At 63.0% G+C, this 13,105-nt stretch carries 10 protein-coding genes; 3 read left to right on the top strand and 7 right to left on the bottom strand.

All coding sequences use genetic code 11. The features are described 5' to 3' along the window. The first annotated feature begins 4 nt into the window (after positions 1 to 4). Entirely contained in the window at positions 5 to 523 is a 519-nt protein-coding gene (moaC, locus tag MTX23_RS17065) for a cyclic pyranopterin monophosphate synthase MoaC (RefSeq protein WP_280977827.1), read from the top strand. A 267-nt stretch (positions 524 to 790) separates the two neighbouring features. Next, positions 791 to 3,529, top strand: coding sequence for an EAL domain-containing protein (locus MTX23_RS17060; RefSeq protein WP_280977826.1), 2,739 nt, complete (start codon positions 791 to 793; stop codon positions 3,527 to 3,529). A 228-nt stretch (positions 3,530 to 3,757) separates the two neighbouring features. Here MTX23_RS17060 and MTX23_RS17055 read toward each other — a convergent pair whose 3' ends face one another. The 6 genes from MTX23_RS17055 to MTX23_RS17030 all read right to left on the bottom strand — a co-directional run bounded on the left by MTX23_RS17055 (position 3,758) and on the right by MTX23_RS17030 (position 10,249). Further along, positions 3,758 to 5,113, bottom strand: a complete 1,356-nt coding sequence (locus tag MTX23_RS17055) for a S41 family peptidase (protein ID WP_280977825.1) — start codon at positions 5,111 to 5,113, stop codon at positions 3,758 to 3,760. Between the two features lie 592 nt (positions 5,114 to 5,705). After that, positions 5,706 to 6,113 (bottom strand): cytochrome C oxidase subunit IV family protein, encoded by a 408-nt coding sequence (locus MTX23_RS17050; RefSeq protein ID WP_280977824.1) that lies wholly within the window; start codon positions 6,111 to 6,113, stop codon positions 5,706 to 5,708. Positions 6,114 to 6,122: 9 nt separating this feature from the next. Beyond that, the gene (locus tag MTX23_RS17045; RefSeq protein ID WP_280977823.1) at positions 6,123 to 6,845 is read right to left on the bottom strand and encodes a heme-copper oxidase subunit III family protein; all 723 of its coding nucleotides are present in this window, start codon (positions 6,843 to 6,845) and stop codon (positions 6,123 to 6,125) included. Between the two features lie 16 nt (positions 6,846 to 6,861). Further along, positions 6,862 to 7,566: a cytochrome c oxidase subunit 3 gene (locus tag MTX23_RS17040; RefSeq protein WP_280977822.1), complete on the bottom strand. Its 705-nt coding sequence runs from the start codon at positions 7,564 to 7,566 to the stop codon at positions 6,862 to 6,864. Continuing rightward, complete coding sequence (gene ctaD, locus MTX23_RS17035) at positions 7,563 to 9,341, bottom strand: cytochrome c oxidase subunit I (RefSeq protein ID WP_280977821.1); 1,779 nt, start codon at positions 9,339 to 9,341, stop codon at positions 7,563 to 7,565. The genes MTX23_RS17040 and ctaD overlap by 4 nt, the downstream gene beginning before the upstream one ends. Positions 9,342 to 9,415: 74 nt before the next feature. Continuing rightward, complete coding sequence (locus MTX23_RS17030; protein ID WP_280977820.1) at positions 9,416 to 10,249, bottom strand: cytochrome c oxidase subunit II; 834 nt, start codon at positions 10,247 to 10,249, stop codon at positions 9,416 to 9,418. Between the two features lie 529 nt (positions 10,250 to 10,778). On the opposite strand from MTX23_RS17030, the gene MTX23_RS17025 reads away from it, so the two are divergent. Continuing rightward, positions 10,779 to 11,675 (top strand): DUF2189 domain-containing protein, encoded by an 897-nt coding sequence (locus MTX23_RS17025; RefSeq protein ID WP_280977819.1) that lies wholly within the window; start codon positions 10,779 to 10,781, stop codon positions 11,673 to 11,675. Positions 11,676 to 11,847: 172 nt separating this feature from the next. Here MTX23_RS17025 and MTX23_RS17020 read toward each other — a convergent pair whose 3' ends face one another. Beyond that, complete coding sequence (locus MTX23_RS17020; protein WP_280977818.1) at positions 11,848 to 13,020, bottom strand: NADH:flavin oxidoreductase/NADH oxidase; 1,173 nt, start codon at positions 13,018 to 13,020, stop codon at positions 11,848 to 11,850. Between the last annotated feature and the right edge of the window lie 85 nt (positions 13,021 to 13,105).

The raw sequence follows: 13,105 nt of genomic DNA, 5'->3' as shown, positions 1-13,105 counted from the left end.
CGCGATGGCACGGAAGCCGTCCAAGGCCAGATCGTCAGGGTCCGGCCCCGCCCTCACCCATATCGACGCGAAGGGCGATGCCCGGATGGTCGACGTCTCGGCCAAGCCCGCGACCGAGCGCACCGCGGTCGCCGAAGGCCGCGTCGTGATGAGCAAGGCCACCGTCGAACTGATCGCATCAGGTCAGGCCAAGAAGGGCGACGTGCTGGCCACCGCGCGGATCGCCGGCATCATGGCGGCGAAGCGGACCTCGGAGCTGATCCCGCTCTGCCACCCGCTGGCGCTGACCAAGGTCACGATAGACATCAAGACCGACCGGAAATTGCCGGGCTGCATTGTCCATGCGAGCGTGAAGGTGACCGGGCCGACCGGCGTCGAGATGGAGGCGCTGACCGCGGTGTCGGTCGCATGCCTGACGATCTACGACATGATCAAGGCCGTCGAGCGAGGCGTCCGCATCGAGGGCATCCATCTCGTCGAGAAGATCGGCGGCAAGTCCGGACACTATCGCGCAGACGAGTGATCGCCCGCACTGACGCGACCTCAGTGATGGAATTCGCGATTGATGCGCGGCCGAGGCCGAGGTTTGATCTGGCTCCTTCTGACCGCGGCGGCGCTCGGCGACCGCTTTCCGCCCCGCGATAGCTGCGACGAAATCTCGCCGCCACCGGCAACCGTTCATTAACCAGTCTTGCTAACGGCGGCTCCATTTCGTTTGGGTACGACTTTTCGCGGGCCGGAGGTGCGCGAACCTACTTCCGGGTGAAATACCTGGAAGCGATTGGGTCCTATGCATTCAGATGACGGCGCCACGTTCAACATCACGTCGATCCTGCGCAGCGGTCCGATCCGCTGGCTGATCGCCGGCGGCGCCCTCTTGATGGTCGCGATCGCGGTCGGCGCGACCATGATGGCCGGCACTTTCCGCGAGCGCGCACTGCACAGCAGCGAGCGCGAGCTGGAAAACACCGTGCTGCTGCTCGCACGGCATTTCGACCAGCAGCTCGAGGATTTCGAGGCCGTGCAGAAGGACCTGATCGCGTTCATGCACGACAACGCCATCGCGACGACACCGGAGACCTTCCGGCGCCGGATGTCTGGCCCGGACATCCATGCGATGCTCAAGTCAAAGATGGACGCGTTGTCCTATGCCGGCGGCCTGAACGTGTTCGACGCGGACGGCACGCTGATCAACAGCTCGAACGCCTGGCCGCTGCCGAAAGCCAACATCGGCGATCGCGACTACTTCCAGATCTTCAAGTCGAGCCCCTATTCACCCGACATGCTTGTTGCTCCCGTGTTCGGCCGGATCACCAGAGCCTGGACCACCGCCATCGTCCGCAAGGTCACCGGTCCGAACGGCGAGTTCCTCGGGGTGGTCGGTCGTGGCATCGATTCGGCCACCTTCGAGAAGTTCTTCGCCACGGTCGCGCTCGGCGAAGGCGCCGCGATATCGATGCATCATCGCGACGGCACCCTGCTCGCCCGCTATCCCCATGTCGAGGAGCTGATCGGGAAGAATTTCCGCTCCGGCCCGGCCAGCCAGCAGCAGGTGTTCGAACTGCCGCAGAGCACCTCGCGGCTGACCAGCCCGATCGACGGCAAGGACCGCCTGGTGTCGTCGCGGGCGCTCACCAAATTCCCGATCGTCGTCGTTGCGACGACGACCACGGCCGCGGCGCTCGCCAATTGGCGCGAGCAGATCAACATCCTGATCGCGGTGACCGGCCTGTCGGTGCTGGCGCTCGCGACCCTGCTGGTGCTCGTGGTGCGCAAGCTGCTGCAGCAACATTGGGCGCAGCAGCAGCGCCTGACGCTGGAGAAACTCAGGCTAGACACCGCCGTCAACAACATGACCCAGGGGCTGTTGCTGTTCGACTCGTCGAAGCGCCTGGTGATCTGCAACAAGCGCTACATCGAAATGTATGGGCTGTCGGCCGACGTGGTCAGACCGGGCTGCAGCTTCCACGACGTCATCGCTCATCGTCACCAGACCGGCTCGTTCAGGGGCGACGTCGACCGTTACGTCAACCTCGTGCTGCGCGACGTCGCGGTCCGCAACATGATGGTGATCTCGACGCCCGACGGGCGCTCGATCCAGGTCGTCAACGAACCGCTCGCCGACGGCGGCTGGGTTGCGACCCATGAGGACATCACCGAGCGGCGCCGCGCCGAGGAACGCATCACCCACCTCGCCCATTACGATGCGCTGACCGACTTGCCGAACCGCGCGCTGTTCCACGAGCAGATCAAGCGCGAATTGCCGCATGTCACAGCGGACAGCCAGCTAGCGGTGCTCTACATCGACATCGACGAGTTCAAGGGCGTCAACGACTCGCTCGGCCACATGGTCGGCGACGAGCTCCTGAAATCCGTCGCCCGAAGCCTGAGCGCCTGCGTGCGGGACACCGATTTCGTCGCCCGCCTCGGCGGCGACGAGTTTGCCATCGTGCAGACCGGAGTGAAGAGCTCCGACGAGGTCACCGGCCTCGTCGCTCGCATCTACGAGGCGATCCGCACGCCCTATCAATGTCTCGATCATCAGGTCACCACCGACGCCAGCATCGGCATCGCGCTGGCCCCGAAGGACGGCACCGATCTCGACAAGATCCTCAAGAACGCCGACCTTGCGATGTACGCGGCGAAGTCCGCCGGCCGCCGCACCTGGCGCTTCTTCGAGCCGGCGATGGATGCCGACGCCCGCGCCCGCCGCGAGCTCGAAATGGATTTGCGGCGCGCGATCGCCGACAACCGCGAACTGGAAGTGTATTACCAGCCCTGCCTCGACCTGCACACCAACGAGATCACCGGCTGCGAGGCGCTGGTGCGCTGGCGCCATCCGGAGCGCGGCATGATCTCGCCGGCCGATTTCGTGCCGATCGCCGAGGAAACCGGGCTGATCAACCAGCTCGGCGAATGGGTGCTGGCGACGGCCTGCAAGGAGGTCGTGAACTGGCCCGACCATGTCAGGCTCGCGGTCAACGTCTCGCCGGTGCAGTTCAGGAGCGGCACGCTGGCGCTCGAGGTGATCGCGGCGCTGGCGGCATCCGGCCTGTCCGCGGGCCGGCTTGAGCTCGAGATCACGGAAGCCGTGCTGATCCGCGACGACGAGGCGGCACTGGCAGCGCTGCATCAGCTCCGCGCCATCGGCGTGCGGATCGCGCTCGACGATTTCGGCACCGGCTACTCATCCCTGAGCTATTTGAAGCGCTTCCCGTTCGACAAGATCAAGATCGACCGCTGCTTCGTCACCGACATCGCAGACCCGCAAGGCTCGGCCGGCATCGTGGAGGCCGTTGTCAACATCGCCGCCGAACGCAGCATGACGACGACGGCGGAAGGCGTCGAGACCACGCAGCAGCAGCAATTGCTGCGCGAGCTCGGCTGCTCCGAAATGCAGGGCTATCTGTTCAGCGCACCGAAACCGGCCGCCGACATCAGGCAATTGCTGATCGCCCACCGAGAAGGCCGGCCCGCCGACGGCCAAGGCCGCGCCCGCCGGCGCAAACCGGTCGCCGGCTTGGCATAAAGGCAGCGGTACGCCCACGGGAGAGGCTACTGTGCGTAGCCCGGATGGAGCGCAGCGCAATCCGGGAACGGCATCGCCACGGGAGAGACGGCCCCGGATTTCGCTTCGCTCCATCCGGGCTACGGGAGTCCTCTTCCTCGCGCGAGCGCTAAGAAGGGCTAACGTCGCCCCATAAACCCGTCATGCCGGGCCTGGACCCGGCCACGACGTGAGGAAACGCCGGGCCCCTCAGTTCGGCACGGCCCGCTTCTGTGCCGTCTTGGTCTCGGCGTTCTTGGCGTCGGCGTTCACCGTGACGCCGCGAAGCTGCTTCAAGGCCGCGTTCAGCGCCTTGTCGTTCTTCTCGTCCGGCGGGACATAGGACTGCGAGCCGCTTTGCTCGGTGCCCTCCGCCGCGAGATGACCGCGCATCGAGGCCTCGCCCTTGATCTCCGAGCGGGTCTTGAACTCGTCAGGCACGTCCTGCAGCACCTCGATGTCGGGCTTGATGCCCTGGGCCTGGATCGAGTGGCCCGACGGCGTGAAATAACGTGCCGTGGTCAGCGCCAGCGCGCCGTTGCCGGCGCCGAGCGGAATGATCGTCTGCACCGAGCCCTTGCCGAACGAGCGGGTGCCAATCAGCGTCGCGCGCTTGTGGTCGTGCAGCGCGCCGGCGACGATCTCGGAGGCCGACGCCGAGCCGCCGTTGATCAGCACGACGAGTGGCTTGCCCTTGGTCAGGTCGCCGCCATGCGCGGTGAAGCGTTGGGTCTCCTCCGGATTGCGGCCGCGGGTCGAGACCACCTCGCCGCGCTGCATCAGCATGCCGCTGACCGAGACCGCCTGGTCGAGCAGGCCGCCGGGATTGTTGCGGAGGTCGATGACATAACCATCGAGCTTGTCCTGCGGGATCTCCTTCTGGATATCGGTGATCGCCTTGCGCAGGCCGTCGGCGGTCTGCTCGTTGAACGAGGTGATGCGGATATAGCCGATGTCGCCGCCTTCGGTGTGATACTTGACCGGGCGCACGCGGATGATCTCGCGGGTAATCGCGACCTCGATCGGCTTGTCGGCGTCCTTGCGGATGATCTTCAGCCGGATCGAGCTGTTGGGCGCGCCCTTCATCTTGTTGACGGCCTGGTCGAGCGTCATGCCCTGGATCGTCTCGTCGTCGATCGCGGTGATGATGTCGCCGGACAGGATGCCGGCGCGCGAGGCCGGCGTATCGTCGATCGGCGCCACCACCTTGACGAAGCCGTCCTCCATCGTGACCTCGATGCCGAGCCCGCCGAACTCGCCATGCGTGGTCTCCTGCATCTCCGCCCAGCCCTTCTCGTTCATGTAGCGGGAGTGCGGATCGAGCGAGGAGATCATGCCGTTGATCGCGCCTTCGACGAGCTTGCCGTCGTCGGGCTTCTCGACATAGTCGGTCCTGATCCGCTCGAACACCTCGCCGAACAGGTTGAGCTGCGAATAGGTATTGTCGGAGCGCGCGGCGGCCTTGGCAACCGCGAACAGATGCGCGCCACCCTGCGGCGAGGTCACGAGAAGGGTGAGACACGCCCCCGCAACCGTCCCGAGGAAAAAGCCAACGTTCTTGCGCATCATCCGCGATCCCTTTTCGCTATGGCCGGCAATGTTTCGCAACATTCGGCGGCCTCACCCCGACGGGGCACCACACAACGGCTTTTTGGTCGGATCAAGGCCGCAACCTGACCGGACCATTACGGGCCTCGGAGCACGATCCGGAAAAGTGCACGGCGGCTTTCCGAAAAGGTCTCGCTCAAACAACTAGATGGGATGATGGTGCGAATCCGGACGATCGCCTCATGATCCAGGACGCTCATATCTTGGGTGCCCTTATCGAGGGTGCCTTGCCAGCCTCCCGCAACCCGTTCTGCCAGGTCGACGGCTTGGTCCCGAATCCCCGCTTGGCCGCGTGCCCTGCCAATAGCCGAACTGCGGAGGCACGTTTCGGAACGGCCCGTCTATCCCCGGCTTTAGCGCGGCGTCCACCGGCCAGTTCAGGTTATTCAGGATTTCCCGGCCGACGGCGATCAAATCTGCTTGTTTATCGCGCAGGATCGTCGGCGCGCGCGGGCCACCGCCCGGCCGCAAACCGAGCAACGCAAGGACGGGCAGAACGAGGCGGGACTGGCGCATCGTTCAACCTTCGGGATGTCGGAGCGGCCGCAGGCTAGGTTGCCGGCGCGAAAAACACCATCCGGAGCAGATGCGTGTAGTCGGACTCGAACACCATGATCCCGACAAAAACCAGGACCAGCACCGGCGGCAACAGGATGGCGTAGGCCAAGGCCAGCCGCTCCCAGGCCATGTGCATGAAGACGGCGACGATCAAGCCGGCCTTGAGCACCATGAACAGCAGGATCAACGACCATCTGAGGTAGCCGTGAAGGCCGAAATAGTCGACGAGAAACGAGCACGTGCTGAGGACGAACAACCATCCCCAGACGACGAGGTAGAGCTTGATCGGGTGCTGTTGCTCCTTGGCGTGCGCGGCTCCTGATGCGACTGCATCATGCACATAGGTGTGCAGCGCATGTTGCGTGGCCTGCCTTTGCAAAGGTACCGCTGTGTTTGTCATGCGCCAACCTCACCAGAGATAGAAAAGAGCGAAGATGAAGACCCACACGAGGTCGACGAAGTGCCAATACAGGCCGGTGATTTCGACGATCTCGTAGTACCCCTTCCGGCTCGTGAAAAAGCCGCGCCTTTCGACGTCGAAGTCCCCTCGCAAAACCTTTCGCGCAATCGCGATCAGGAAGATGACGCCGATGGTGACGTGGGTGCCATGGAAGCCGGTGATCATGAAGAAGGAGGCGCCGAATTGCGCCGCACCCCACGGGTTGCCCCAGGGCCGGACGCCTTCCATGATCAGCTTGGTCCACTCGAACGCCTGCATTCCGACGAAGGTCGCGCCAAATGCCGCGGTGGCCAGCATCAGGGCAGCGGTTTTGATGCGGTCGTGGCGATAGCCGAAATTGACGGCCATCGCCATCGTTCCGCTGCTGCTGATCAGGATGAAAGTCATGATGGCGATCAGGATCATCGGGATGTGTGTATCGCCGATATTGAGGGCGAAGACTTCGCTGGTATTGGGCCACGGCACCGTCGTCGACATCCGCGTCGTCATGTACGACAGCAGGAAGCAACTGAAGATGAAGGTGTCACTGAGGAGGAAGATCCACATCATGGCCTTCCCCCAGGAAACGTTCTTGAAGGCGCGCTGATCCGAGGACCAGTCGGCGGCGATGCCGCGCCAGCCTGCCGGTCGCGCAGGCGGTTCGAGCGTACTTGTCAGCGCCGTCTCTGCCATCTGGTTTCCGTCCTTCCTAAGTGAGCAATTGACGACAGATGTTGACGAAGTTGTCGGTCCAGCCGGTCAGGAGACCAAGCAGGACCAGCCAGACCAACAACAGGAAATGCCAATAGATGGCACAGAGCTCCACGCTCAGCCGGGCCCGAGACGCCTCGACACTACGCCATAGCTTGGTGGTCGTTCTGCCCAAGGCCACCAGACCGCCCATCAGATGCAGCCCGTGCATCGCAGTGAGCAGGTAGAAAAAGGAATTGGCCGGGTTGGACGCCACGAAGAACCCGGCGACGTTCAACTGCTGCCACACCAGCAATTGCCCCGCGAGGAACGTGACGGCGGATACTCCGCCGACGAGCAGGCCGGCGAGTGAGCCGTCAATGTCGTCGTGTCGCGCCCGAATCACCGCGGACTGCAACGCGACGCTGCTCATGGCCAGAACGCCGGTGTTGAACCACAACAATTTTGGCAGGGGCAGTTCGCGCCAGTCCACACTGGCGTTGCGCATGGAGTAGGCGCTGATCAGGAGCGCGAACAATGAGCCGACGACCGCGAGAAACACGCCCAATCCGAGCTTCGCCGCCGGCAACGAAGGCCCCCTCTCCTCGCGGAGATCGACGACCATGCCCTCTTCCAGCCATGGCTTGGCAGCCAGCCGCTGGTGCGAGAGCCACCATCCCGCAATTGCGGCTATTCCAGCCATGAACAGGACAATGGCACTCACGAATGGGCCCCCTGCGCCTGTAATCCTGCTGGCGGCTCATTTTGCGGCACGAAATCCCTCGCGGCGCCAGGTACGCTGTAATCGTAAGCCCAGCGATAGACGATCGGGAGCTCCTTGCCCCAATTGCCATGCCCTGGAGGAGTCTCAGGTGTTTGCCATTCCAGCGACGAGGCTCCCCAGGGATTGCCGCCGGCCTCTCTCCCTTTGAACAGGCTCCAGACCAGATTGAACAGGAACACGAGCTGGGCGAAACCGACGATTAGAGCCGCCACGCTCATGAATGCATTGAGGTCATGGGCGGACGCCGGGACGAAGGCCGTGTCGCCGATGTCGTGATAGCGGCGGGGCATGCCCAGGAGGCCCAGATAGTGCATGGGGAAGAAGATCGCATAGGCCCCGATGAACGAGACCCAGAAGTGGAATCGTCCGAGCACTTCGTTCAGCATCCGTCCCGTGATCTTCGGATACCAGTGATAAATCCCGCCGAACACGGCCATGATCGGCGCAATACCCATCACCATATGGAAGTGTGCGACGACGAACATCGTATCGGACAGCGGAACGTCCACGACGACGTTGCCGAGAAACAGGCCGGTCAGTCCGCCGTTGACGAACGTGATGATGAACGCGAGCGCGAACAGCATCGGGATGGTGAGATGAATATCGCCGCGCCACAGGGTCAGCACCCAATTGTAAACCTTGATCGCGGTCGGGATGGCGATGATGAGCGTCGTGGTGGCGAAGAAGAACCCGAAATACGGGTTCATGCCGCTCACATACATGTGGTGCGCCCAAACGACGAAGCTGAGGGCGCCGATCGCCACGATGGCCCAGACCATCATCCGATAGCCGAAGATGTTCTTCCGCGCATGGACGCTGATCAGATCGGAAATGATGCCGAAGGCCGGCAAGGCGACGATATAGACTTCGGGATGGCCGAAGAACCAGAACAGATGCTGGAACAGGATGGGGCTCCCGCCGCTATACTTCGACACCGCGCCCATCTCGACGAGCGTCGGCATGAAGAAGCTGGTCCCCAGCAGGCGGTCGAGCAGCAACATCACCGAGGCGACGAACAGCGCCGGGAAGGCCAGGAGCGCCATGACGGTCGCCGTGAAAATGCCCCACACGGTCAACGGCAACCGCATCAAGGTCATGCCGCGCGTGCGCGCCTGCAGCACCGTCACCACATAGTTGAGCCCACCCATGGTGAAGCCGATGATGAACAGGATCAGGGAGGACAGCATGAGGATGATGCCCCAATCTTGCCCGCCAGGCGTGCCGGAGAGGATCGCCTGCGGCGGGTACAGCGTCCAGCCGGCGCCGGTGGGCCCTCCGGGCACGAAAAAGGTCGAGACCAGCACAAGGACCGCGAGCAGATAGACCCAGTAGCTCAGCATGTTCACATAGGGGAACACCATGTCCCGGGCACCGACCATGAGCGGGATCAGGTAGTTGCCGAAGCCTCCAAGGAACAACGCGGTCAGGAGGTAGATCACCATGATCATGCCATGCATGGTGATGAGCTGGAGATATTGGTTGGCGTCGATGAAGGAGAATGTGCCGGGAAATCCCAGTTGCAGCCGCATCAGCCACGACAGCACCAGCGCGACCATTCCGATCGACATCGCCGTGATCGAATACTGGATGGCGATGACCTTGGCGTCTTGCGAAAAGACGTACTTCGTCAACCAGCTCTTCGGATGATAGAGTTCGACGTCACTCACTTCGGCAGGCGGAACGCCTGCGATTGCATCATACGGGACATCGACCATCGGAATATCCTCCCTGGTCTTCTCTTCGGCGAGGAATTCGCCTCACGACGGATGGCGCCGCCTCGTCGTTACTGTCATTCGCTGCCTGTCCTGTCGGTTACCTTCGCGACGTTGTGCCGCTCCGACAGATCGGCAAACGTCCGCTGCTTCTCCAGCCACGCGTGATATTCTTTCTCGTCCTGAACCACGACATTGCTACGCATCTGCGCGTGCGCGACGCCGCAGAGTTCTGCGCAGAGAACCTCGAATGTCCCGGTGCGGGTCGGCGTGAACCAGTAATAGGTCACCGAGCCCGGGATCATGTCCATCTTCGCCCGGAACTCGGGCACGTAGAAATCATGCACGACGTCGATTGAGCGGAGCAGCACCTTCACCGGTTTTCCGACCAGCAGGTGCAGATCGTCGTTTTGAACAACGATGTCGTCCTTTCCGTCTGGATCGTCGGGATTCAACCCCATCGGATTGTCTGGACTGATGAGGCGGGCATCGGAGGTCCCAAGCTTGCCGTCTTTTCCGGGAAGCCGATAGCTCCATTGCCACTGCTGCCCCATGACCTCGACCTCGGTCGCGCCGGCCGGAACGGTGACGAACTGGTGCCAGACGACCAATCCGGGAGCCAACATGGCCGCGACGCCGATTGCAGTGCCGACGCTGAGCCACCATTCGAGCCGCTTGTTCTCGGGGTTATAGGCCGCCTGCCTTCCCTCCCTGTGATGAAAGCGGAGCACGCAGTAGGCCATGAAGCCCACGACCGCGACGAAGACCGCCCCGGTGATCCAGAATGTCAGGGTAATGGTGGCGTCGATGTAGCCCCAGTTCGAGGCAAGTGGCGTCCACCACCACGGGCTGAAAAGGTGAAACAGCACCGAAGCGACGGCAACCAGAAGCAGTATGAGCGCTACAGCCATCCCTCATTCCTCCTTGCCATTGAAGGCTGCGGAGAGGAACGAAAGGGCGGAGCTCACGTCAGAGGGATGGTGTCACATCCACCATCACCGCGCCTCTTGCCTCGCCCATTCTGCGGGTCGCGACGTCGGGACATCACCAAAGGCTCAATGTCACGACCGCAATCTCATCGGAGCTGGGGGCGTTCAACGATTTAAGATGGTCCCCGTCGAGCCCGGCGTCAATAGAGGAGTAGGTCCGGCGCGTGTTGGCCGGAATGCCTTTGCACGCCAAGGGAAGCCGATCGGCGTGACCATTCGATGGTGCGACGCAAAATCGTCCTGCGCAGAAGTACAACAACTCTCTCGACCGCGTTCGCTCTCTTGCTTCTACGCCGTATCGGACTAACTTCCCAGTACCGGATGTCGTCCGGCAAGCTTCTTCTCATTGAACCTGATTTGCCGGACTCAGTCGCGATTTTCGCGCATGAGGCGGATGCGCGTGCTTTGAGGCGCTCCGTTCCCTGCGGGCAAGAGCAAGGAGACCGGAGCCATGACCACAGTGTTCGCACGACCCAAACTGCACTTGTTTGGCGTCTCTACCGTCTATGACGTTCGCAAGATCAGCCTTTACGACCTCGGCAACGCGCTGCGCCTCGGCTGGGAAGATTTCAGTGCCATCCCGACCCACGCCATCGTCCTGTGCGTGATGTATCCTATCCTCGGACTTGTCCTGTTCAGGCTCGTCCTTGGCTATTCGGTGCTGCCGCTGCTCTTTCCACTTGCCGCCGGCTTTACCCTGATCGGTCCCTTCGCCGCGCTCGGCCTCTACGAACTGAGCCGCCGCCGCGAGCGCGGAGAGGAACCTGGAGCCTGGGATGCAATGGAGGTGCTGCGCGCACCGTCGTTCGGCGCCATGATCGAGCTTGGCATCCTGCTGTTCGTTCTGTTCGGGGTGTGGATCGCCGCCGCCAACGCGATCTACATTGCAACCTTCGGCTATGCTCCGGCTGCGAGCATCCCCGATTTCGCATTGCGCGTGCTGACGACGCCCGAAGGCTGGACTCTCATTGTCGTCGGATGCGGCGTCGGTTTCCTGTTCGCGGTGGTGGCGCTGTGCATCAGCGTTGTCTCGTTTCCCCTGATGCTCGACCAGCACGCGACGGCGATCGATGCGATCCGCACCTCGGTGCGAGCCGTGATGAAGAATCCAGTCGAGATGGCCGTGTGGGGATTCGTCGTTGCGGTCTTGCTGGCAGTGGGCTCGCTGCCGTTCTTTGTCGGGCTGTGCGTCGTCCTGCCGGTGCTCGGTCACGCGAGCTGGCATCTTTACCGGAAGGTCGTGGAGCCTGACCGGAATCCCCCACAGGAAACGCCTCGTCCGCCGATCGGTCACCGCTACGCGGCAGATTTCCCGGCCTCGCTTTTCCCGTGGAGCCGTGAGCGCTAGCCGAAGCGGCGGGTATGCTCAGCGTGCTTGGTTTCCGCGAGGGGGCGCACTCAGCCTCCCTCGCGGGCCAAGACTGTCGCATATGCGGCTTTCCGAAAGGTCTCGCTCAAACAAGTAGATGGGATGATGGTGCGAATCCCGATGATCGCCCCATAATCCAGGCCGCCCTCATCTAGGGTGCCTTGCCAGCCTCCTGCAATCCATTCTGCCAAGTCGACGGCTTGGTCCCGAATCCCCGCTTGGCCCGTGTGCCCAGCCAATAGCCGAACTGCGGAGGCACGTTTCGGAACGGACCGTCCACCCCGAGCTTTAGCGCGGCGTCCATCGGCCAGTTCGGGTTATTCAGGATTTCCCGGCCGACGGCGATCAAATCTGCTTGTTCATCGCGCAGGATCTGTTCGGCCTGGTCACCATGGATGATCAGGCCGACCGCCATGGTCATGATATCGGCGTGGCGCCTCACATATTCCGACAGCGGCACCTGGTAGCTGTATTTGATCTCCTTGCCCAGAATCGGCGCCATCTCGGTGATTCCGCCCGAGGAGCAGTCGATCACGTCGACGCCCTTCCCCTTGAGGATTTTCGCCAGCCGCGCGCTCTGTTCGGGTCCCCAGCCCGCATTGTCCTCGACCGACAGCCGCACCAACAATGGCTTGTGATCGGGCCAATGGACCCGCACGGCTTCGGTCACCTCGATCAGGAAGCGCATCCGGTTGGCTTCCGAGCCGCCATACGCGTCGCCGCGCTGGTTGGCGCGCTCGGAAAGGAATTCATGCACGAGATAGCCATGCGCCCCATGCAGCTCGAGCACGTCGAACCCGGCCTCGTTGGCACGCCGCGCCGCCTGCCCCCAGGCCTGCACCAGATCCTTCACCTCGCGCGTCTCGAGCGCCCGCGGCACCGGCCAGCGCTCGCTATGCGCGATCGCACTCGGCGCCACCGGCGTCCAGGCATCCCAGTCCTCGATGTCGGGCGTGCGCTCGAGCGGACGATCGCCCTCCCACGGACGGCTCGCGCGGGCCTTGCGGCCGGAATGCCCGAGCTGGATGCCGGCCACCGAATTCTGCTGCTTGATGAAGCTGACGAGACGGCCGAGCGGTTCGACGAACTTGTCGTCCCAGATACCGAGATCGCCGACCGTGCCGCAACCGCGCCGCTCGACCTTGGTCGATTCGACGATCACGAGGCCGGCGCCGCCGGCGGCGAACTTGCCGGCATTCATCAGGTGCCAGTCGGTCGGAAAGCCCCTGACGGCCGAATATTGATGCATCGGCGGCACCACGATGCGGTTCTTCAGCGTGACGCCGCGGATCGTGATCGGCGAAAACAGCAGCTGTCCTGACATGGCTTCCTCACATGGCGTCGTTACCCGGCTTCGCCGGGCCGATCTTCTGTTGCGGCGGACGATATACGTGCCGCGCGAAGGCCGA

The organism is Bradyrhizobium sp. ISRA436, assembly GCF_029910015.1.
GTDB lineage: Bacteria > Pseudomonadota > Alphaproteobacteria > Rhizobiales > Xanthobacteraceae > Bradyrhizobium.
The sequence above is the reverse complement of the archived record's forward strand: the minus strand, read 5'-3'. Positions and strand labels throughout refer to the sequence as shown.

Bases quoted from the DNA above. Each gene is read 5' to 3' on its own strand.
- moaC (WP_280977827.1), top strand. From the start codon at position 5: ATGGCACGGAAGCCGTCCAAGGCCAGATCGTCAGGGTCCGGCCCCGCC.
- MTX23_RS17060 (WP_280977826.1), top strand. From the start codon at position 791: ATGCATTCAGATGACGGCGCCACGTTCAACATCACGTCGATCCTGCGC.
- MTX23_RS17055 (WP_280977825.1), bottom strand. From the start codon at position 5,113: ATGCGCAAGAACGTTGGCTTTTTCCTCGGGACGGTTGCGGGGGCGTGT.
- MTX23_RS17050 (WP_280977824.1), bottom strand. From the start codon at position 6,113: ATGACAAACACAGCGGTACCTTTGCAAAGGCAGGCCACGCAACATGCG.
- MTX23_RS17045 (WP_280977823.1), bottom strand. From the start codon at position 6,845: ATGGCAGAGACGGCGCTGACAAGTACGCTCGAACCGCCTGCGCGACCG.
- ctaD (WP_280977821.1), bottom strand. From the start codon at position 9,341: ATGGTCGATGTCCCGTATGATGCAATCGCAGGCGTTCCGCCTGCCGAA.
- MTX23_RS17030 (WP_280977820.1), bottom strand. From the start codon at position 10,249: ATGGCTGTAGCGCTCATACTGCTTCTGGTTGCCGTCGCTTCGGTGCTG.
- MTX23_RS17025 (WP_280977819.1), top strand. From the start codon at position 10,779: ATGACCACAGTGTTCGCACGACCCAAACTGCACTTGTTTGGCGTCTCT.
- MTX23_RS17020 (WP_280977818.1), bottom strand. From the start codon at position 13,020: ATGTCAGGACAGCTGCTGTTTTCGCCGATCACGATCCGCGGCGTCACG.